This is a genomic window from Longitalea arenae (assembly GCF_016924755.1).
Classification (GTDB): Bacteria; Bacteroidota; Bacteroidia; order Chitinophagales; family Chitinophagaceae; genus Niastella; species Niastella arenae.
In genome coordinates, this window is record NZ_JAFFJX010000002.1 from 852,699 (window position 1) to 873,168 (window position 20,470).

General features: G+C 47.0%; 15 protein-coding genes. 9 read left to right on the plus strand and 6 right to left on the minus strand.

Annotation, left to right across the window (positions count from 1 at the left end):
- Positions 1-17: 17 nt before the first annotated feature.
- Both JT717_RS08175 and JT717_RS08180 read right to left on the minus strand, forming a co-directional pair.
- Positions 18-2,465 carry a CehA/McbA family metallohydrolase gene (locus JT717_RS08175; RefSeq protein WP_205509709.1) on the minus strand — a complete coding sequence of 816 codons (2,448 nt, stop codon included), beginning with the start codon at positions 2,463-2,465 and terminating at the stop codon, positions 18-20.
- A 107-nt stretch (positions 2,466-2,572) separates the two neighbouring features.
- Positions 2,573-3,355, minus strand: a complete 783-nt coding sequence (locus JT717_RS08180; RefSeq protein WP_205509710.1) for a hypothetical protein — start codon at positions 3,353-3,355, stop codon at positions 2,573-2,575.
- 482 nt (positions 3,356-3,837) lie between these two features.
- On the opposite strand from JT717_RS08180, the gene JT717_RS08185 reads away from it, so the two are divergent.
- On the plus strand, positions 3,838-4,527 hold the full coding sequence (locus tag JT717_RS08185) for a cell division ATP-binding protein FtsE (RefSeq protein WP_205509711.1): 690 nt from the start codon (positions 3,838-3,840) through the stop codon (positions 4,525-4,527).
- Here the strand turns inward: JT717_RS08185 and JT717_RS28775 are convergent.
- Positions 4,508-5,629: a glycosyltransferase gene (locus JT717_RS28775; RefSeq protein ID WP_205509712.1), complete on the minus strand. Its 1,122-nt coding sequence runs from the start codon at positions 5,627-5,629 to the stop codon at positions 4,508-4,510. The two genes, JT717_RS08185 and JT717_RS28775, sit on opposite strands and share 20 nt — an antisense overlap.
- A 3-nt stretch (positions 5,630-5,632) precedes the next feature.
- Positions 5,633-6,718, minus strand: coding sequence for a glycosyltransferase (locus tag JT717_RS08195; RefSeq protein WP_240347888.1), 1,086 nt, complete (start codon positions 6,716-6,718; stop codon positions 5,633-5,635).
- A 282-nt stretch (positions 6,719-7,000) separates the two neighbouring features.
- Here JT717_RS08195 and rpsO point away from each other — a divergent pair, with 282 nt between their 5' ends.
- The 5 genes from rpsO to JT717_RS08220 all read left to right on the plus strand — a co-directional run bounded on the left by rpsO (position 7,001) and on the right by JT717_RS08220 (position 12,647).
- Positions 7,001-7,273, plus strand: a complete 273-nt coding sequence (gene rpsO / locus JT717_RS08200) for a 30S ribosomal protein S15 (protein ID WP_205509713.1) — start codon at positions 7,001-7,003, stop codon at positions 7,271-7,273.
- A gap of 175 nt (positions 7,274-7,448) precedes the next feature.
- On the plus strand, positions 7,449-9,596 hold the full coding sequence (gene pnp, locus JT717_RS08205; RefSeq protein WP_205509714.1) for a polyribonucleotide nucleotidyltransferase: 2,148 nt from the start codon (positions 7,449-7,451) through the stop codon (positions 9,594-9,596).
- Positions 9,597-9,740: 144 nt separating this feature from the next.
- Positions 9,741-10,556, plus strand: a complete 816-nt coding sequence (prmA, locus tag JT717_RS08210) for a 50S ribosomal protein L11 methyltransferase (protein WP_205509715.1) — start codon at positions 9,741-9,743, stop codon at positions 10,554-10,556.
- A gap of 79 nt (positions 10,557-10,635) precedes the next feature.
- Positions 10,636-11,295, plus strand: a complete 660-nt coding sequence (gene plsY / locus JT717_RS08215; RefSeq protein WP_205509716.1) for a glycerol-3-phosphate 1-O-acyltransferase PlsY — start codon at positions 10,636-10,638, stop codon at positions 11,293-11,295.
- Positions 11,296-11,825: 530 nt separating this feature from the next.
- Positions 11,826-12,647 carry a M48 family metallopeptidase gene (locus tag JT717_RS08220; protein WP_205509717.1) on the plus strand — a complete coding sequence of 274 codons (822 nt, stop codon included), beginning with the start codon at positions 11,826-11,828 and terminating at the stop codon, positions 12,645-12,647.
- A gap of 204 nt (positions 12,648-12,851) precedes the next feature.
- On the opposite strand, the gene rsgA is transcribed toward JT717_RS08220, so the two are convergent.
- A complete protein-coding gene (gene rsgA / locus JT717_RS08225) occupies positions 12,852-13,913 on the minus strand; it encodes a ribosome small subunit-dependent GTPase A (protein WP_205509718.1) in 1,062 nt (353 codons plus the stop codon).
- Between the two features lie 664 nt (positions 13,914-14,577).
- Between rsgA and JT717_RS08230 the strand changes: the two genes are divergently transcribed.
- Both JT717_RS08230 and JT717_RS08235 read left to right on the plus strand, forming a co-directional pair.
- Positions 14,578-16,410 carry an RICIN domain-containing protein gene (locus tag JT717_RS08230; RefSeq protein WP_205509719.1) on the plus strand — a complete coding sequence of 611 codons (1,833 nt, stop codon included), beginning with the start codon at positions 14,578-14,580 and terminating at the stop codon, positions 16,408-16,410.
- Positions 16,411-16,770: 360 nt separating this feature from the next.
- Positions 16,771-17,217 (plus strand): hypothetical protein, encoded by a 447-nt coding sequence (locus JT717_RS08235; RefSeq protein WP_205509720.1) that lies wholly within the window; start codon positions 16,771-16,773, stop codon positions 17,215-17,217.
- 274 nt (positions 17,218-17,491) lie between these two features.
- Here JT717_RS08235 and dnaG read toward each other — a convergent pair whose 3' ends face one another.
- Entirely contained in the window at positions 17,492-19,495 is a 2,004-nt protein-coding gene (gene dnaG, locus JT717_RS08240) for a DNA primase (protein WP_205509721.1), read from the minus strand.
- A gap of 289 nt (positions 19,496-19,784) precedes the next feature.
- Here dnaG and JT717_RS08245 point away from each other — a divergent pair, with 289 nt between their 5' ends.
- Positions 19,785-20,168 carry a hypothetical protein gene (locus JT717_RS08245; protein ID WP_205509722.1) on the plus strand — a complete coding sequence of 128 codons (384 nt, stop codon included), beginning with the start codon at positions 19,785-19,787 and terminating at the stop codon, positions 20,166-20,168.
- The last annotated feature ends 302 nt before the right edge of the window (positions 20,169-20,470 follow it).

A 20,470-nucleotide genomic window follows, 5' to 3' on the forward strand; every position in this document is an offset into this window, starting at 1 on the left:
CATACATGAAGGGGAAGTTATTGTCCTTTCTTCATTATCTCCTCATACACTTTTTCGGCGTTTTTGTAAGCAGCTTCGGCTGCGGTTCGTTCTGCTGCCCTGATATTCCCCTGTTTCATTTTCCAACACTGCTGCACAGCCCGTTTACACCACTCCGCACTTTTTTTCAGCTGCACATGCTGCTTATTCACCGCCACAAATACCGGATTTGTATGAGCGCTCGGATATATTCGCAACGCTACCCAGGCCGGTTTGCTGATAGTGTAATTAAAACTGAGATCTTTCCATTGACCATCAGCAACTATTTCTGTTGTATCAACCGCTATCCCGTTCACGATGAATTCTACTGGCACTTTCCTCGATCTTCCAATCCGGGCGCGTTCAATATGCCAGTAAGGCTGCCGGTCGATGGGCCTATGTGCAATCGTAGCGCCATATTCATCCTGCTCCACCGGAAGCATGGCTGCGACTTTTGCCCGAACGGTCACCGACTGCTTGCCTGCCAGATGTAACTCACTGTTGCCTGTGCCGGCTTCAAGTCCATTCACTGAAAAATCAATAATATGCGCGTTGCCTTCCGATACGTATGACCGGCCTTCTTTTATCGCCTTTACATAACCGGCATAACTCAATACGCTGTCTGATTTAAAATAACTTCTGGCCATGCCTACTCTTTCATCATACACACAGGGAAAATCTGTTTCGCCGCTCAATCTGGTCCTGAAGCCGCAATTAAGGGTATGGTACCACATATTGAGTTCCCAGGGGGCAGGCGTATCACCGGCACTGTAAAAATCCAGCAGATTCTTCGTAACGGTTACAATATATTCATTGGCCCCGATGCCATCCATTTTCGGCGTAACATCGTTGGGGAGCGATGTGGTTGCCTGCATCGGCTGCAGGCCATTGCCCGAATGCGCATACCCGGTTATGGCGCCCTGCGAGCGGGCCCATTGTAAAACGGGTTGGGTCCAGCTGGGCCAATCTTCTATTTGCCGGGTGCCTGGGTAATCGTCTTCTTTCAGCTGCAGCAATACCACATGGCCGGCATGTGAAGAAGGAAAGCCGGATACTTCCACATCATAGCGCATTACATTGCCGGGCGTTGATAAAGTATCGGTAGTACCGGTGAAGAACTGCTTCTGATGATACCATCCGGGCCCCCATGCCAGTACTGCCGCAATGCCCAGATCTTCGCCCAGCACCTGCCGCCACATGTCGGGTGGTTTTACCCCTTCTTCCGGACTCTCGTAGTGACTGCACCCGGCTGCATGCACATGGTGGTCGGCGCTGTACCAGCCCAGCCGCGCCATATGCACCCACCTTTTCAACTGAAAGGAAAGTTGAATGGAATCAACCCCTTTAGGTATAGTAATTTCTTTGGTTTGCACCGTATACTCCGGACCGCGGGTAAAACTTACCATATACCTGCCCGGGGGCAGCAACACATGTTCCCCATCACGGCGATAGACCTGGGGTTGAAAGAAAAAATCCGGGTATTCGTCATAGGCGGCAACCCGCCGGGAGGGCAGGGGATAAATGCCTGTAAGCCTGGCCGGCACTTTGTACCCTGTAGCCGGCATCCAGGATTCCCAATACTCCAGCTGGGCGCTGGTGAAACGGTAATCGATGTCCGAGCGGTTGATGGCTGTAACCGAATCATCGACGATACGTTCAATACCATCGGAAAAAATAAAGGAAGCCATAGTGGAGGAACCGTCTTCGTCCTTCACCTGCAGCTTCACTTTTACGGAAGGAAGAATGTTGAATAAGACGCTGATCGTATTCCGGAAACCAATATCCTGGGTCCCCTGGCCGATATTAAATCCTATTTCTGCTTCGCGTTGACCGGCATCTTTACTGTACAATTGCACTACGGCATATTCAAGTAATAAACCCGAGAGCTGGGCCAGCAAAGGCCTGTTTTGATACATCTTGATCTCCAGGAAGCGGTTGGCTACCTGTCCGGCCGTCAACAGGTTCTTCTCCATGGCGCGCTGGTTAAAAGTAGATACATGCAGTACCGGTTCTGCATGAACGCTTTCTGCATTCAACCGGGCGGTAACGCCGGCTTCATTGTGCACTTTCACGAGGAAGCTCGTCCACCCATGTTGCATTAAACGCGCCATGGCCGGTCCCCTGGTCACTTTAACGCGCGCTTCGGGATTGATATTGACCATCGCAATACAATATGGGTCGAGCAAAGCTTGCAGTTGCCTGGCAACTTCCCTGGTCAGGGGCTTTTGCCGCAGTGCATTCAATTGTTTTATATCTGCCTGCGACAGCGAGCTGCCCAAAAATGTAAGCGCCTCGTTTAACCGTAAGGCTTGTGCCAGCAACGGCTGCGGTTCTACGCCCGTAACAAGGGGAAGTTCATCGCTCTTTACAGTGGGGGTGTGCTGTGCAAACAAAAAAGATGGCAGGCATAAAATAATGTATAAAGACAGGATGTGGTATTTCAGCATGGCAACCCTTTTACGAATGATCAAATCGTTAACTGCAAAGGGATACGGAGGCTGTTGTAAGCCACAAAAGTAGGGAATTGGGATGTTTGCCGGAGAGACCACACCCATTATCCCATCCCGATCACCTTCGCCGCGCCAACATATTTTACCGGTTCAATATTGTTGCGCTGCATGGTGCCAAAGGCAATGCCCAGGCCAACCAGCGTGCTGCAGGAACCGTGTGCTGTGTCGGGTTTTACCGTCAGTTGACTGGCTGCAGCAGGGTCGTTCACGGGCAACCACCCTGTATTCGTGATCTCGGGCCCATACCACTGATCTCCTTCAGTTCTGTACCTGGTACCAGTGAAAAACAGATCGGGCACTGGTCCTGCCACTGCAGTAAACTGGTACCAGTTATAATTACCCGGCACTATAAAATTGATACCTGGTATTAAAGCAGGGATATCAATAGTCACCAACCCTTTTTCTTTTTGCATTCGACATGATACAGGCGTTCTTACGATGGATTCAAATAAATACCGCCGGTTTAATGTAAACCCTTCCAGTAACCGGGGCTCCTTCGAGATCAAAATATGCCGCTTTCCCAAATCGCTTTCATGATCCATTTCCTGTATGGGTTTCAGCAACGCATTTAATGGACCGGTTATATTATAATCAGCCAGGAAAAGCAGGGGTGACAAGATATCTTTTATATGCCGCACCGCTTTAGCCCTGCCGCCAAATTCATTGTTATTGCGGCGGGTGTTCGCAAAGGCTGAAGAATGCTTCACCTGCTTTCTGGAAGGGCCCCCTTTTTTGCGCACAACGATCTTGTTTGTACCACGCATTTTGTAAAAGCTGAGGTTCTGCAGGGAACCTGTAATCTGTATTGTACCATCTAACAGTGCCATGTGTACGGGTTTATTGTGAATGAAATTGGGTTTGCGATAGCAACAGGGACAACTCTCACGTATTATAGAAACAACTAAATAGTATAATTGTACTAAAGCGGAGATATGCCGGACTTAAAAAAAGGCGAGATAACAGCGGGACAAGTCCGGGATATCTCGGGGATATCTCCGGGATATCCTGATTTCTCGTATCAAAACAAACAGGGGTTGCTGCGAAGGAAAGGCCTGGTGAACCCTGAGTGCCCGCGATAATCACTTCCACTCTTGCTGACATAAAAAATTAACAATATATTACAGCCCAAACCAGCCATTGCTAACCAACCTATAACCCTGCTGTAAAGGCCTGACCTTTCGGGCAATTAAGACCTGGAAAACGACATACATAACTGAGTTTATTCACATTATACCGGATAGCGGTGGTAAAACACAAACTACAGAACTGAAGCGAATTGCTTATTTTTGTTTCAACTTAACGGATCAGTATGCAGGAGAATATTATTGACTTACGGCACGTAAACATCTATCAGGGGAATAATCTTGTTTTACAGGATGTAAATTTCAAAGTTCAGAAAGGGGAGTTCGTGTACCTGGTTGGAAAGACCGGCACCGGTAAATCGAGCCTGTTAAAGACCATGTATGGCGACCTGCGCCTGAAAGAAGGGGATGGTACTGTCGTTGGCTTTAACCTGCGCGAGATGGACTGGAAAAAAGTGCCTTTCCTTCGCCGGAACCTGGGCGTGGTGTTCCAGGATTTTCAGCTGCTGACCGACCGTAACGTGAACGATAACCTGCGTTTTGTACTTCGGGCCACCGGCTGGAAGGACGAAAAGCTGATGGATGAAAAGATCATCGATGTGCTGGATAAGGTAGGCCTGAAAGCCAAAGGCTTTAAAATGCCTTTCGAGCTGAGCGGCGGCGAACAACAACGCGTTGATATTGCCCGCGCCCTGCTCAATTCGCCCAAACTGATCCTGGCCGATGAGCCCACCGGGAACCTCGACCCCGAAACTTCCGATGAGATCATGCAGCTGCTATTCCATATCTCACGCGATTATGGTACTGCTATTGTAATGGCTACCCACGACTATATCGTTATCAACAAATACCCGGCCCGTACCGTACGTACCGAAAGAGGCCGGGTGATCGATAACGCTAAAATATCCATTGAATAAGCCGCTGGGCATTGCGCTTATTATCGAATGTAGACAGCAATAATGTGTTCCGCAGGCGGATCTCTTCTTCTGCAAATGGCTGCCGGTACAACTGTACTACCAGGCTCTTAAAAGCATTGGCATTCGCCCCGATATGGCAGGCCGGTTCCAGCCCGGTGCTTTGAACCGTAGCTTCATTCACCAGGCAATGCCGCCCGTTAAAGAGGGCATTCAGCAGTTTCAGCTTTACCCCCGTTACATTGAAGGATGGAAGGATGTTTATCTGCGCCTTGCCGATCATGTCCTGCATTTCCTGTTCAGACGGATCAGCCACCAGGCAGGTGTTCCGGTGATTATTGGCAATACGTTGTAATCTTTGCGAAGGCGCCTTTCCGGCAATTACCAGTGGCACCTTCAGATCATTGAACACTTTTTCCATTAACCAGATGGCCGCGCGCTCGTTTTCGATGACCGACAAATTCCCATGGTATAAACAAAAGCAACCCACCCCTTCGGGCGCCGATACCTGGGTATAGGGTAAGAATACCGGCAGCGTGGCCACTTTTTCCGCCCCAAATTCCTTGCGATAAACATTGGTATCCTGGTCAGATACAGCCAGCACCAGTCCTTTATTGGCAATGGCTTTTTCGTACTGTTTCAGCAGCCTGCTTTCGTTCAGGTAATACATTTTTTTAAACAAAGAATGGCTGGCATGGAACAACTGCTTATAATATTTATACTCCACGTTATGCAGCCGCAGAATGATCTTGCGGTTATTGAAACGCTCATCGTGCAACAGATAGGTACAGTGTACGCCTTCCAGTAATATGGGATAGCTATCCTTCAGTAGTCTTTCCTCCAGTTGAGCGTTGGTGCGGGAAGCTACGATATAAGGCAATTTATGCGAGAAACCCTTGTGGCCGCATTGCCGCGGATAGTACCGTACTTCCGCACAATACTGTTCCAGTTCGGGTTGTTGTGGACGTTTGTGTTCAAAACAATGTAAATGGATACGGATGCCTTGCTGATAAAGGGCTACCAATTTATAAAAAAGATCAAAATAGCCGCCATGATCAACAGGGTAGGGTACGTCGAATGAGATAATATGTAAATGTTTTTCCACTGGCTAGAATATGTTTTTATAGAACTCCAATAGCTTTTTTTCTTCCTGCTGCCAGTTAATGGCTTCTCTTGCCTGTAAACAATTTTGTTGCAAACGGTTATACAATTTTTTGTTATTTAATAATTCATTCAGCCCCCCGGCTATTGTTTCGGGGCGCAGGTCTTTTATTAGAACAGCCACATCGTGCTGATTGTTTATTTCCTGGTAAGCCGGGTAATCAACACACAATTGGGGTAGCCCGGCATGCAGGTAGTCAAAGAAGCGGTTTCCCAGCGAATGGTAATTGTTCAAACCATTGTTTTCGAACAGCGTTACCCCTGCCCAGGCCTGCAGGGTATACTGCCGCAATTCCGCGGGCAGGATTTTTCCTTTAAAGATCACTTTACCGGTAAGTCCATGCTCCTTTACCAGTTCCCGGGCGGCCTGCATAAAATTTCCGTCACCACAGATCACCAGGCGGGCATTTACCTGTTTCATAGCGGGTATCAGGGTCTCAAAACTACGGCCTTCGTTCACGGCTCCCTGGTAAATAATATAACGCTCGGGTTTATCGGGTATCGTAATGGGATACAAAACGGGCACATTCCGCACCACGGCATACTGTACCTGATACAAGCGGTAAAATTCCCGGGCAATGGCGTCATTGACGGTATAGCCGTATTTAAATTTTGGTACGGTATATTGCTCTACCTTTTTCCAGATCCGGTATACCGCCGGGCGGGTGACCACTTCTTTCATTTCGCAGAACAATTCATGCGCATCGTATACCCGGGGCACTGCTTTCAGCTTTGAGATAAAATAAAAGGGAAGGATCGTGTCCAGGTCAATAGCGCAAACCGCATCGGCCTTTTTAAATAATAAGTAGAGGAAGAGGCGCAGATTGTATTCCAGGTAGCTGATCTTGCCGGTCCTGAAGAAGCAAAACAGCCTTTTTTGCTGAAAGGGCCGCGGCACGAGGGCAGGGGATGCAGCCCATCGCCGTCCGATGAGGCTTACCCGGTAACCAGCTTCGGCCAGGGATGTACAGATGCGTATCATCCGCTGGTCGTAGTTCAGGTCGTTGGTGACGGCGAAAACGAGGTGTTTCATACGGTTTGAGAACGGCAATGATATATAAATGTTTGCAAATCACTAAATTTATCTGTCACCAATTACCAGTTACCAGTTGCCGGTTGCCGGCGCTGCCATGCAGGCAGCTTGATTATAGGCGGAGAGGTCGAATCCTGGGCCCCGGAAACCGGTGACGGTTCCCGCCGCAAAATAGTGTTTTTAAAAAAAATATCCCCATCCTATCCACTCAAATAGAATTTATTATATACCTTTGCCGGCAAATTAAGAAGAAAATTTTTGGATGTCTTTAAACAAATTGAGATGCCTTATTTAACAAAAGAGAAAGTTTCAAGCATTTTTGCACAATACGGTGGCGATGCTAAAAACACAGGGTCCGTAGAGGGACAAATCGCGTTGCTGACAGAACGCATCAACAGTATTTCTTTACACCTTCAACAGAACAAGAAGGATTTCTCTACTCACCGCGGTCTGATGACAATGGTGGGCCAGCGCAAACGCCTTCTGAACTACTTAAGCAAACATAACCTGCAAGGTTACCGCGCTTTAATTGAAAAACTTGGCATCAGAAAATAAGTGTATATAATAATAAACAACTATTCCCAACTGAACGTCGGTTGGGAATAGTTGTTTTTGCTATACTTTTTTTTCTGAACTTGTTGCTTTAATAACCTGGTCGCTGATGAATCTCCGGCTCTACATCCCACCTATGCCGAAGGATATCAGCTGCCATAAACTACAATTTTAGAATATGCTCTCTCAACCAATTAGCGTAACTTTTGATATAGGGGGCGGACGCGAGGTTTCTATTGAAACCGGCCGCCTGGCCCGTCAGGCAGACGGAGCCGTAACGGTTCGCCAGGGCAATTGTATCTTACTGGCCACAGTTGTTGCCAATAAAGAACCCAAGGAAGGACAGGAGTTCTTTCCCCTGGTAGTTGATTATATGGAAAAATTTGCGGCCGCCGGCCGTATCCCCGGTTCATTCTTCAAACGCGAAGGCAAACTGAGCGATTATGAAGTGCTGGTGAGCCGGTTGATCGACCGCGCTTTGCGCCCGCTTTTCCCGGAAGATTATTTTTGCGATGTACAGGTGCTGGTAACGCTTATTTCAAGCGATAAAGAAGTAATGCCCGATGCACTGGCCTGCCTGGCCGCATCTGCAGCCCTGGCCGTTTCAGATATTCCCATTAAAGAGATCATTTCCGAAGTGCGTATAGGCCGCGTAGAAGGTCAGTACATCGTAAACCCCACTCGCAGTGAATTGGCCAATGCCGACATGGATTTCATGATTGGCGCTACCAGCAAGAACCTGATGATGGTGGAAGGCGAATCTGAAGAATGCAGTGAAGAAGACCTCGTGAAAGCCCTCGAGATCGCCCACGATGCGATCCGCATTCAGATCAAAGCCCAGGAAGAACTGCGCGCCAAAGTAGGCGTTCAAGGTAAACGGGAATATACCAAACCCGAGCAGAATCCTGAGCTGCAACAAAAAGTGATCGATTTCGCCAAAGATAAGATCTACCAGATCGCCCGCGCTGCTTCTGCCAAACACGACAGGAACGATGCGATCGATAACCTGAAAAAAGAACTGATCGAAAGCCTCGGCGAAGACGCTGAAGATGATGTTAAGAAAAAGGCTAAAAAATATTTCGACGACCTGCAATGGGAAGTGGTTCGTAATATGATCCTCGATGACCGCATCCGCTTGGATGGCCGTCAGCTCGACCAGGTTCGTCCGCTGAACATGGAAGTGGATATCCTGCCTTCGCCGCACGGTTCCGCTTTATTCACCCGTGGTGAAACGCAATCTTTAACAACGGTCACTTTGGGTACGCCTTTAGATGAACTGCTGGTAGAAAGCGCCGCCACGTCTGACTACACCAAATTCATTTTACACTATAACTTCCCGCCATTCTCAACCGGGGAGGTGAAAATGATGCGGGCGCCCGGCCGCCGCGAAGTAGGTCACGGTAACCTGGCCATGCGGTCACTGAAACAAATGATGCCGGGTAATGAATATCCTTATACCGTTCGTATCGTAAGCGATATCCTGGAATCGAATGGTTCTTCTTCGATGGCTACCGTATGCGCCGGTTCGCTGGCCCTGATGGATGCCGGTGTGCCTATTCCCAAACACGTAAGTGGTGTGGCCATGGGTTTGATCACCCGCGCCAGCGATGGTAAATACGCCATTCTTACCGATATCCTGGGCGATGAAGATCACCTGGGTGATATGGACTTCAAAGTAACCGGTACCCGCGAAGGCATTTGCGGTGTACAAATGGATATCAAGATAGACGGTTTAAGCATGGATACCATGCGTGAAGCGCTGGCGCAAGCCCGCAACGGCCGACTGCACATCCTCGATGCCATGTATGAAAGTATCGCCGAAGCAAGAGCGGAGGTGAAACCACATGCACCAAGAATGGAAAAACTCTTCATCGACAAGGAATTTATTGGTGCTGTGATCGGGCCCCAGGGTAAGATCATCCAGGAAATTCAACGCGAAACCGGAACTACCATCAATATTGAAGAAATTGGTAACTACGGTGAAGTGAGCATCTTTAGTCCGGCCAAGGAAGGGCTTGAAAAAGCCGTTGCCTGGATCAAAGGCATCGTTGCCGTTCCTGAAGTAGGTTCAGTGTACGAAGCCACCGTGAAAGGCATTAAGGAATTCGGCGCATTTGTTGAATTCTTACCTGGCAAACAAGGTTTGTTACACATCAGCGAGATCAGCTGGAAACGCCTCGAAAGCATGGAAGGGGTGTTGAAAGAAGGCGATAAGCTGAAAGTGAAACTGATCGGCATCGACCATAAGACCGGCAAGTTCAAACTGAGCCGTAAGATCCTGATGCCAAAACCAGAAGGTAAAAAACCTGAAAGTCCAACGTCATAGTCATTAGCAATTTGCTATTCGACAATTGGCAAATATGATACAAAGGCCTGTAACTAAAATTGCAGGCCTTTTTTATTTAAGGTGTTATTTGAGCCATGCCACATTTTCAAAGTGTGGCACAGCCACCACCCCAACTTTTCAACTATGCAGAATTATATACATGTCAGGTTCCAGCCTGTAACAAAAGAACAACAGGAGATCTTGATCGCCCAATTAAGTGAACTGGGTTATGAAGGATTTGAGGAAGGCATCCATTTTATTTCAGCCTATATACCCGAAGAACAATTTAATGAACCGGATACTTATGCGTTGATCGCCGGTACAGATACTTCTGTTTCAAAAGAAGTAATAGCACCCCGCAACTGGAACGAGGAATGGGAACAGCATTTTCATCCTGTTATCATTGATGCATTCTGCGGTATACGCGCTCATTTTCATGCCCCCCTGCAACAGGTACAGCACGAGATCATCATTACGCCCAAAATGAGTTTTGGCACCGGGCATCACGCTACCACACACCTGATGATCCAGGCCATGCAGCAGCTATCCTTCACCGGTAAAAATGTACTTGATTTTGGAACGGGCACCGGCGTATTGGCGATACTGGCAGAAAGGCTGGGCGCCAACCCGGTGCTTGCTATTGATAATGATGAATGGAGCATTAACAATGCGCAGGAAAATATAGCGCTTAATCACTGTTCAAACATCACCATAGCGCAGGCAGATAGTTTACAAATGTCAACGGAATTCGACATAATCTTGGCCAATATCAATAAGCATGTACTTATTGCAAATATGCAGGCAATTAAACAACATTTAACATTAGGTGGCGTTGTAATAATGAGCGGTCTTTTGATCGGGGACAGACCCGATATCGAAAAGTCGGCTATTGATTGTGGATTATCAGTTCTGGCGTGTAAGACAAGGGGAGATTGGATGTGTTTACTGTTAAAAAAATAATAACAGCAAGAACATGATAGTTACCAATTAATTAACTTTTTTTCCATATTTTCGTCATCTAACTTCAACCAACTATTCAATGAAAGAAGCTTTACTCATTGTAATAGCATATTTGATCGGCTCTATTCCAACAGCAGTTTGGGTTAGTAAAGCGTTTTTTGGAATCGATATCCGTGAATATGGCAGCGGAAATGCCGGTGCTACCAATACTTTCCGCGTTTTAGGCTCCAGATGGGGCACTTTTGTCATGATTATTGACATGTTAAAGGGCGTAGCCGCCACCAGCCTGTATATTTTACTTCCTTTTTATATGAGCGGGGCCAATGAGTGGGAGCGCACCAACTTTATGGTTGGACTGGGCTTAGCCGCTGTATTAGGCCATATATTCCCGATCTGGGCCGATTTCCGGGGCGGGAAAGGGGTTGCCACCCTTTTTGGAATGATCCTCGCCATTCAGCCCCTGGTGGCCGTATTGTGCGTAGGCATTTTCCTCCTGGTTTTATATCTCACCCGTTTCGTATCACTCAGCTCCATACTTGCCAGCATTGCCTTCGCCGTGTTCATCCTGGTGATCTTTAATGAAAAAGAGCCATTGTACCGGGCCTTTGCCATTGCGGTGGCCTTACTGGTAGTTCTTACACACCAGAAGAATATCTCCCGCCTCTTACGTGGCAGCGAAAGCAAAGTTCCTATCTTAAAGTACCGTGACCGCCGCAGAGAGCGCAGAAGAAACAAATAACGGTTTGTGGTTTATGGTTTGTTGTTTGTGGTTGTTCAATCTTTTGGGCTCGCTATAAACAGGTTTATAGTTTATGGTTTGTGGTTTGTAGTTGTTCAACCTTTTGCGCTCGCTACTGATAGTTAAACAGGTTTATAGTTTATCGTTTTTTGTTTATGGTTGATCAATTTTTTCTGCTCGCTACTGAGCCTTAGCTCATGAACCTGGGAACTTAACAACTCGCGGACCATAGAAACTAATAACTCATGGACTCATGAAGTGAATGACTTAAGAACTTAGAAACTGAATAACTTAAGAACTCATGAACTGATTAACTCATGAAGCGATTGTAGAATAAATTCCTCCAACCTTTTATTGCACTTTCCTGTTAGGATACAAATATGTCCTGTTTATTATTTTGATGTTGCCGTTTTCATTTTATAAGTTTGTTAAAGAATCAGTTATAATCTGCATAATTTGCAGTTGGAATTAAACAGGCCGAAGAGCTTGGTATAAGGATTGTTTAAATGAATAGAAGAAAACCTATAGAAATGAAACAAGTTATGCATAAAGTTATTATTGCTGCCGTGCTGGCAACAGGTATAACTTCCTGCTCCCAGAACTCCATCACGGGCAGGAACCAGCTTTCCCTTTATAACGAAGCCGACATTCAATCAATGGCCTCCCAGCAGTACCAGCAGTTCTTAAGCCAGAATAAGGTGGTTAGCGCCAGTGCCAATAAAGACGCCGAAATGGTGCGCCGCGTAGGCGCCAGGCTGGTGGCTGCCATCAATCAGTATTATGCCTCCAAAGGCCTTACCCAGGAACTGGAAGGTTATAAATGGGAATACAATCTCGTTGATTCAAAAGAAGTGAACGCCTGGTGTATGCCTGGCGGAAAGATCGTAGTATATACCGGTTTATTACCCATCACACAGAATGAAGCCGCCCTGGCCGTTGTAGTAGGCCACGAGATCGCCCATGCCCTGGCAAAACATGGTAATGAAAGAATGAGCCAGGCAACCGTTCAGCAATTGGGTGGTGTAGCCCTGCAAACCGCCATCGCCAATAAAAGCGCCGCTGCTCAGAACTTACTGCTGAGCGCTTATGGTATTGGTTCTAATGTAGGTGCTCTGTTGCCATTCTCCCGTAAACAGGAGCTGGAAGCAGACCGGTACGGATTGATCTTCTCCGCTATGGCTGGTTATAATCCCCAGGAAGCAATTCCTTTATGGGAAAGAATGAAAGCAGCCGGCGGCAGTTCAAAACCACCGGAAATCTTAAGCACCCACCCGGCCGAAGATACACGTATCGCTAAATTGCGGGAGCTTATGCCGGAGGCTATGAAGTATTATAAACCCGTAGGTAAATAGCACAGCTTACAATATTTGTCAAAGCGTCCCATACCGGGGCGCTTTTTTAGTTATTAGATGAATGAGGATGTATGAAAAATAACGGAAGCGTTTGAGAATCGCTTAAACGACTACCTGCGCCACCAGGTACCCAAATAAAAAGAGGCTGCATCATACTTCACTTCACTTTTGATACAGCCTCTTATTTTTCTCCAAAACTGCCTATCAGTACTTCCTGTTCCTGCGGTGTTTTACCACCTGCTTTACCATTTTTGAAAACCGCCTTTCGTGTTGCCGCCTGTCGGCTTCACTGGCCTTAAAGTGGTTTTGCTCTCGCAATAATTTCAGATAGCTGCGATATACGAGTTCAGGTAATGTACCGTTTTCGACGGCTGTTAGGATCGCACAACCCGGTTCATGCTGATGGGTGCAGTCGCCAAACCGGCATAACGGCGCCAATTCGTCTATCAGCGGGTGATGTACGCCTTCACTTTCTGCGGCTCCCGTAAGGCCGAACTCGCGCATGCCCGGTGCGTCAATGATTATGCTGCCATTGGGTAGCAATACGAGATGCCTTGCAGTAGTGGTATGTTTACCCTTGTTGTTGGCACTGCTGGTAGCACCTTCCGCCTGCATCTTATAACCCAGCAGGCTGTTGAGCAGGGTGCTTTTGCCAACGCCCGATGATCCCAGCAGGATATAGGTGTGGCGGCGCAAAAGATACTGGCTAGTCCATTCATATTGGAGCGCCGGCTTGAGCGCACTGGTGAGCAGTACAGGACAATTGTACCCCAGCTCGTGCACCTGTTGCCGGTATATTTCGGGATCGGGTACAAGGTCTGCTTTATTGAGGATGATGATAGGTTTAATATTGCACTGCACGATCTGCTGCAGGTAGCGTTGCAGCCGCATGAGGTTATAGTCGCGGTCGAGCCCCTGCACGATAAAGGCCGCATCGATATTGGCTGCCAGCACCTGGAGGCCGCTTTCAGTGCCTGGTGCTTTCCGGCTCAGTTGATTGAAACGGGGCAGGGTGTCGATGATAACGCCTCCCTCTTCATAACATTTCAGCAAGACCCAATCGCCCACCTTAGGGTAGGCTTCCGGTTCGCGGCTGTTCATGAGGGCGCCGGAGAGTTGTGCTTCCACGTTACCACCTTCGGTAATTACCAGATGTTTAAATCCCTGGATAGAAAGGACCCTGGCGGCTTCGAGTCCTGATGACCGGCTTATTTCGAATTGATGCTTGAAATGCTCATTCCATCCGTACGACTGGAGTGTCGACATGGTATAAATAATTTTGCCTTGCTTGTGCGGTACATGCACAACATAGCGGTTACAATAATGTAATTAAAGACTTTCACGCAGGTGAACGGAGATTGTCAAAGCAACATAGCTTTGCGGACCTGCGTTAAGCAACAATGATCGACAGAAGATAATATGGTGACTGGCGTGTCATGAGATGCAAAAGTAATCATTTTGATGATATGTCTGCGCGCTTAATGCCGCCGGTATTTTTACGATTCCATTTAGTAATAACTGAAGCATTGACGCCTGCATGTGAATAACCAACCCTGATAGAGCCCCTTTTTATGATTATGATCGGCAAAAGTGGCACATAGCTTGTTTTCTACCCCCATGAATCAACAACAGCATCTTCCCTAAATAAGCTGTTATACTGTATGCGTGGTTAAGGTTGGATTTTCTGCCCATGTATCGCAGGTCCCGGACCGGCTCCCCCGCCGGTGTGAAAAAAGTATAACAGTACCGTTGAAAGGTCCAGATATCCTCTCTATCGTCAATCGTTTAGCGTGATTCGACAATGCCAGCTGATGGTCAAAAGCCGAGGCAGTCAGTAATGTTTACTACTATGTAGTAAACGACGCATTCATATGCCTGGCGGCTGTCGATTGCCGGTTAAACAATCCTGTCAATTAAACCTCATTTCATTATGAGAAAGCGGAAAATGCTTGCCCTGACCATCGTGGGAATATTATTGCATTTGTTGGTGCAGGCCCAACAAAACATCCTGGGTCTGGAAACTTATTTTGAAGAAGCATACTGGCGTTATCCCAATATTCCAAAAGGGGTGCTGGAAGCGGCAGCTTATTCCGCGTCCCGTTTCACCAATCTGCAGCCAGGTTCGAACCATACAAATAACTGTACGGGTATGCCGGAACGTTATGGCATCTACGCACTCGTCGAAAACGGACGCGGGTATTTCAAGAACAATCTGCTTACCGTATGCAGCGGCAGCGGCATTACACCCGATCAATATAAAAAAGATGTACGCTTGCAGGTACTGGCTGTTGCAAAATTTCTCAGCCGGGAGGCCAGCATGCGGCAAATGGATATAAAGATCAGCGCAGAAGGTTTTGCTGTATTATTCGATAAGCTGGCTGAATTTCCCGACGACAGTTCTGCGATCAATCAATATGCACTGGCCCTGTACAAATATGATATCTACGATCATTTGCGCCGCGGGTTCAGCCTCCCTTCGCTCAAAAGGGCGCCGGTGAAAGTGCAATGGGAGCAAGTTTTTCCGGCGCCTTTATTACGCAAATTACAATCGCCGGTTGTAGCGATCAATGCAGCTGAAGACAGCATCGGGATCTCCGCAATACCCGTAAAGGCTGATGGCAGCACCATTTTTACCGCTAAACACCTTCCCGGTCCAGGCAGCGGCATGGAGCCGATAGAAGCAAGCGAAGCAGATCATTCACCGGCCGTTTATGTACAGGCACATACCGGTAATTACCAGCAAGGCCGCAAAGGAACAAAAATCACCCATATAGCCATTCATACAGCAGAGGGCAGTTATGCAGGCACCATTTCCTGGCTCAGGAATCCGAATGCACAGATGTCGGCCCATTATATCGTTCGCGCATCAGACGGCCAGATAACCCAACTGGTAAACGAAAACGATATGGCCTTACATGTTCAAAACGCCAATGCTTATTCAATTGGCGTGGAGCACGAAGGTTATATGGAACACGGTAATAAGTGGTATTCCGGTAACATGTACCGCGCTTCGGCTGCGCTGGTACGTGATATCTGTATCCGCCGTTCCATTGATGAGAAAGCCTGCTTCCGCGGACAGCCGGCGGCCGGCACTGATTTTCAGGCTGCCGGCATCCATATCAAAGGGCATCAGCATTACAGTGGTAATATGCACACTGATCCCGGCAAGTACTGGAACTGGACCCTGTATGCTGATCTGCTGCTGGATAAACAGGTAATGGAAATAAACAACGAAGCGGCCTTTACAACCATCCCCAACGGCATTTACCGAATTACCAATGTGCACAGCAAAAAGGTGTTGAACACGCGGGACTGTTCAGGCCACCAGATGGCCAAACTCACGCAAAGTGCATGGATGGGCCGGAATTGCGAGCGCTGGCGTTTTGAATATGCGGGTGATGGCTGGTACAAGATCACCAGCCTGCTGAGCGGCCGGGCGCTGGATGTACCGGGCGGCACTAAGGAAAATGTACAGATCTACTTAAAAGACAGTAAAGACCAGGATGGTCAGTTATGGCGTTTGCTGGAAGCGGGCAGTAAAGGCGAGCTGCGCCTGGTAAATAAAGCCAGCGGCAAATCGCTTGACGTATTTGGCGGTTCTGTCAATAATGGCGCTGCGATCCTGCAAACGGCCTGGACGGGTAAAAGCCGCCAGAAGTGGACGATAGCCGCTGTACAGGCCAATGAACTCACTGAAGAAGACAGCAATCGATTCAGGAAGGTGCAGCTCGATACAACGGAAGTCATTCCTGCAGGCAATTAAAAAAGACGAAGGCCAGGCTGGTCAAATGGCCGGCTTTCACCAGCAGAAAAACAGGAGAGGAGTGCATTTTGTCAAACCGACACATATTCATAAAGCATTATATAACCGTTATAATGCCATCGATAAGCGGCGCAGCCAAGATCTAAGCATTTTCTAATCTCTCCGGCAACAGGTTTCTTCAGGCTTGATGCTGATCGTTTTAGATCCAAGCAATCCTATAAATTTCAACAACAATGGGTGTGGATGGAGTGATCCGCACCAATGTTGTTAAATTTTTTTTTATCTAGTGCCTAAGTTTTCATACCTTTGCAATCCCGTCTATTTTTTAAAACCTGAAAAGCTTATACAAAAACCTTCGGCATGTCGCAAAATTTGTTAGAAAAGCTTCAATTACAGGAAGAAAAAAACGTGTTAATCCAGGGTTTACCTTCCTCAATCGAGAAGCAATTTGCCAAATTATCGTTTGCCAAAAATGTAACACCACTGTTAAAAACCCGTAAGATCGACTTTGCTCTGGTGTTTGCAGTAAACGAAAATCAACTGAACTGCATTTTAAGGGATGTTCTTCCCGCCCTTCAGGAAGGAGGCAAATTCTGGATCGCTTATCCAAAAAGCACGTCCAAAATTGCTACCGATCTGAACCGGGTATGTAGTTGGGATGGCGTTAGGAACGCAGGCTTTGATAACGCTGATGAAGTGGCTTTGGACCATGTATGGACCGCAGTAAGGTTCAACAAGGCTGTAGCTACCGCAAAAGCTGGCGGCAGAAAAAGAGTGGTTGCTCCTGCTCCGGCAATGGTTGACTAATTTTCCCGTGCATTATTTACATGTATGTAAACTGTCTCATCACGACAGCTAATTAAATTTATTGCTTAACCCCGGCCGGCTATGCCAGCGCCGGGGTTAATTCGTCTTAAGAAAGGCATAAAAGGCAACAAGCCATAAAGGCCAAAGGCGCCAGTTGACATTTCGGAACACCGCACATTATCGGAAACTGCAAGATGCAGGCATAAAATGTTGCGCTATTACCGGCGATTCCGGATTTCAGTCTGAAGTGTTCAGGATTCACCTTTAAGCCGTATTATAATTTCTTGAACACACTGCCGGTGAGCTTCGTTATTTCCATTTCCATTTCCTTGATGTGCAAATGGGGGGGCAATAGTTCCAAAAACTTCTCGTACGTATTGTTGGTCTCCAGGTCGGCCTGGTTCTGCTCGAGTAATCGTTTGATCTTTTTCAACTTGAGGTATTGCAGGGTAGACACTACATCGTCTTTAAAGGTTTTTTCATCTTTCATCAGGGCTTTGTGCTTGTAGTCGATCCCCAGGTATTTTCTAAAACCCTGCTCAAGGGAAGCAAAAGCCTGTTTCTCTGCCGTCCAGTGTTCGCTTAATTCATAAGGAGTGTTTAAAATAGAAACCACCAGTGTGCTAACCTGGTTCTCCTGTGAGAACACAAAATCCTTATCGGTTGGTTCGCGCATTTCACTTAACATTTCGCGGTACAGGTTCAGTACCCTCACCACCGCCTGGTTCTCGATCATTTCTTCCGCAATATCCTGTGAAAAAATATAGTCTGCTATCTTCATTTGATCATCCCAGGCTTTCATGCCATGTTCCAGCAATACCTTTACCAATGCTTTCTCCTGCAATTCGTCTTTGAAGATCAGGTTAAAGCTTTCATCACTGTAATCCGCGGCGGCCCCACGCATGGCATTGTCATCATATTGTTGCTCATGATCAACGGGCAGTTGTTTACTTTCATCCTTCGCAATTTTTTCGCGGATGAATTTATTTACCAGGTTCACAAGGCCGCCTTCTTCAATCCGCAACAACTCAGCACACTTCTTTATATAGTCCTGCTGTTTGGTAAAATCTTCCAGCTTATTGATCTTGGCAATGGTTTCCGCCACCTGGTTCACAACGACGGCTTTTTTATTTGCATCATTGCCAACATCCTTCATTTGTACTTCCAACTGAAATAAAATGAAGTCCTTTTTATTCTTGTCGATAAACTCGCGGAAGGCAGCGGCGCCTACCTTATGCACATAACTATCGGGGTCTTCTTTGTCGGGGATCAGCACCAGCTTAACATTCAATCCTTCTTCCAATGCCATATCCAGTCCGCGTAAAGCCGCTTTTACCCCTGCCGCATCACCATCATAAATGATCGTAAGATTGTTGGTGTATTTTTTAATGAGCCGCAGCTGGTCCATCGTTAGCGAAGTACCACCCGAAGCTACCACATTCTCTATACCTGCCTGGTGCAGGGAGATCACATCGGTATATCCTTCCACCAGCAAACATTCATCGTATTTATCAATGGCCTGCCGGGCGAAATAAGTGCCATAGAGGATCTTGCTTTTTATATAGACTTCGTTCTCCGGCGTGTTGATATACTTGGGCGCTTTATCGCTTTTACCAATGATCCGCGCCCCGAAACCGATCACCTTACCCGTTTGGTTATGTACGGGAAAAATGATCCTGCCGCGATAATTATCGAATGGTTTTCCATCCCGCACCACTACCAGTCCGCTTTTTTGCAAATACTCGAGCGTATATTGGGCGGCCAGCGCCGTTTGGGCAAAGGCATCCCGGGTTTGCAAACAGTAACCCAGCTGAAAGCGCTCGATGATCTCTTCGCGAAAACCGCGTTCTTTCAAATAGCTTAAACCGATCGCCTGGCCTTCTTCGCTTCGCAAGAGATTTTCAGAGAAATACTGCCGCGCAAAATTGTTCAGGATGAATAAACTGTCGGCTGTCTGCTGCAATTGCTTCACTTCCGGGCTTACAGCCGTTTCTTCCACTTCCACATTGTATTTGGCAGCCAGCCAGCGCAATGCTTCCACATAAGAATATTTCTCATGCTCCATAATGAAGCTGATGGTATTGCCGCTGCGGCCGCAACCAAAACATTTGTAAATTTCCTTTGCCGGTGAAACGGTGAAAGAGGGGGTCTTTTCACCATGAAAAGGGCAAAGCCCCAAATAGTTTGCGCCTCTCTTCTTCAGTTTTATAAAGCTGCCAACGATCTCAATGATATCTATCCGGCTAAGGATCTGTTGTATGGTTTGCTGACTGATCATCAGCGGCAAATTTAAGGTTCAATTGACATTTAGGAGTAATTGATATGGAACAAGAAATGGGTGAGGCTGCAATTTGATGACTTACAGGTTATTGTATATATTCATTTCAGCAATGATCAGGAGTAATGTTGTAACAGTTAAGCGTTTAAGTTTTGGAGCAGTGCTAATTTTTATGGCCTTTCCCTGATTTTATCGCAAATCTTTCTTAAATTTAATTAACCACGCAATCAATACACCTTACCGACCAACTTGAGAAGCTCTTTATTTCTTCATTTATAAATTTTCTCCCATGGTAACAACAGATATCGCACAGCTATCAAGAGAATGCAATGCCTGGAGGGAGACATTGCGTTCTTACCGAGACGAATTCGGTCAACTTAAAAACCGCCTCCAGGATCTTGCGGGGCACCAAACCAACAGAGACGTACTCCTGGAAATTGAACACCTCGATAATCAGTTCCACATTCAGCTCATTAACATTCACGACCTCAAGCAAGCCATCAAATTTCACCACCGCAGGCTCGATCAGGAAATGGCAGAAAGTAATAATGGGCACCTGTCAGACGACACTACCACGGATCACGAAAGATTATACAACGACTATCAGCAACTCGAAAATACACTGCAGGAAGTAAAGCAGGAGTTTTCGCATTTTGCCAATCATATAGAATGATCACGGCAATAAAGAACCGGGCAGCAATGGCCGGTTAAGAAAGCCAGGCAATCGATTTTCGTTTTCAATTGCCTGATGCTAATGGCTTGCCGACGATAGAACGCAGCCGCATCCACCCTTTAAAACAGCCAATACTTTATTGGCAATAGACAATTGGCAATTAGCAACTGCCAGTTAAGAAAACCAGGCAATAATGATACCTGTCAATTGCCTATTGCTCTTTGTGTGTTACCATTTCTATATTCCCCCTGAATACAGCCGAAAAAGTCCTGCGTACTCCCCAGGACCGCATCCATACCTTT

Bases quoted from the DNA above. Each gene is read 5' to 3' on its own strand.
- JT717_RS08220 (WP_205509717.1), top strand. From the start codon at position 11,826: ATGAAACAAGTTATGCATAAAGTTATTATTGCTGCCGTGCTGGCAACA.
- JT717_RS08175 (WP_205509709.1), bottom strand. From the start codon at position 2,465: ATGCTGAAATACCACATCCTGTCTTTATACATTATTTTATGCCTGCCA.
- rsgA (WP_205509718.1), bottom strand. From the start codon at position 13,913: ATGTCGACACTCCAGTCGTACGGATGGAATGAGCATTTCAAGCATCAA.
- JT717_RS08195 (WP_240347888.1), bottom strand. From the start codon at position 6,718: ATGAAACACCTCGTTTTCGCCGTCACCAACGACCTGAACTACGACCAG.
- JT717_RS08185 (WP_205509711.1), top strand. From the start codon at position 3,838: ATGCAGGAGAATATTATTGACTTACGGCACGTAAACATCTATCAGGGG.
- dnaG (WP_205509721.1), bottom strand. From the start codon at position 19,495: ATGATCAGTCAGCAAACCATACAACAGATCCTTAGCCGGATAGATATC.
- JT717_RS08230 (WP_205509719.1), top strand. From the start codon at position 14,578: ATGAGAAAGCGGAAAATGCTTGCCCTGACCATCGTGGGAATATTATTG.
- JT717_RS08235 (WP_205509720.1), top strand. From the start codon at position 16,771: ATGTCGCAAAATTTGTTAGAAAAGCTTCAATTACAGGAAGAAAAAAAC.
- pnp (WP_205509714.1), top strand. From the start codon at position 7,449: ATGCTCTCTCAACCAATTAGCGTAACTTTTGATATAGGGGGCGGACGC.
- prmA (WP_205509715.1), top strand. From the start codon at position 9,741: ATGCAGAATTATATACATGTCAGGTTCCAGCCTGTAACAAAAGAACAA.
- JT717_RS08180 (WP_205509710.1), bottom strand. From the start codon at position 3,355: ATGGCACTGTTAGATGGTACAATACAGATTACAGGTTCCCTGCAGAAC.
- JT717_RS08245 (WP_205509722.1), top strand. From the start codon at position 19,785: ATGGTAACAACAGATATCGCACAGCTATCAAGAGAATGCAATGCCTGG.
- plsY (WP_205509716.1), top strand. From the start codon at position 10,636: ATGAAAGAAGCTTTACTCATTGTAATAGCATATTTGATCGGCTCTATT.
- rpsO (WP_205509713.1), top strand. From the start codon at position 7,001: ATGCCTTATTTAACAAAAGAGAAAGTTTCAAGCATTTTTGCACAATAC.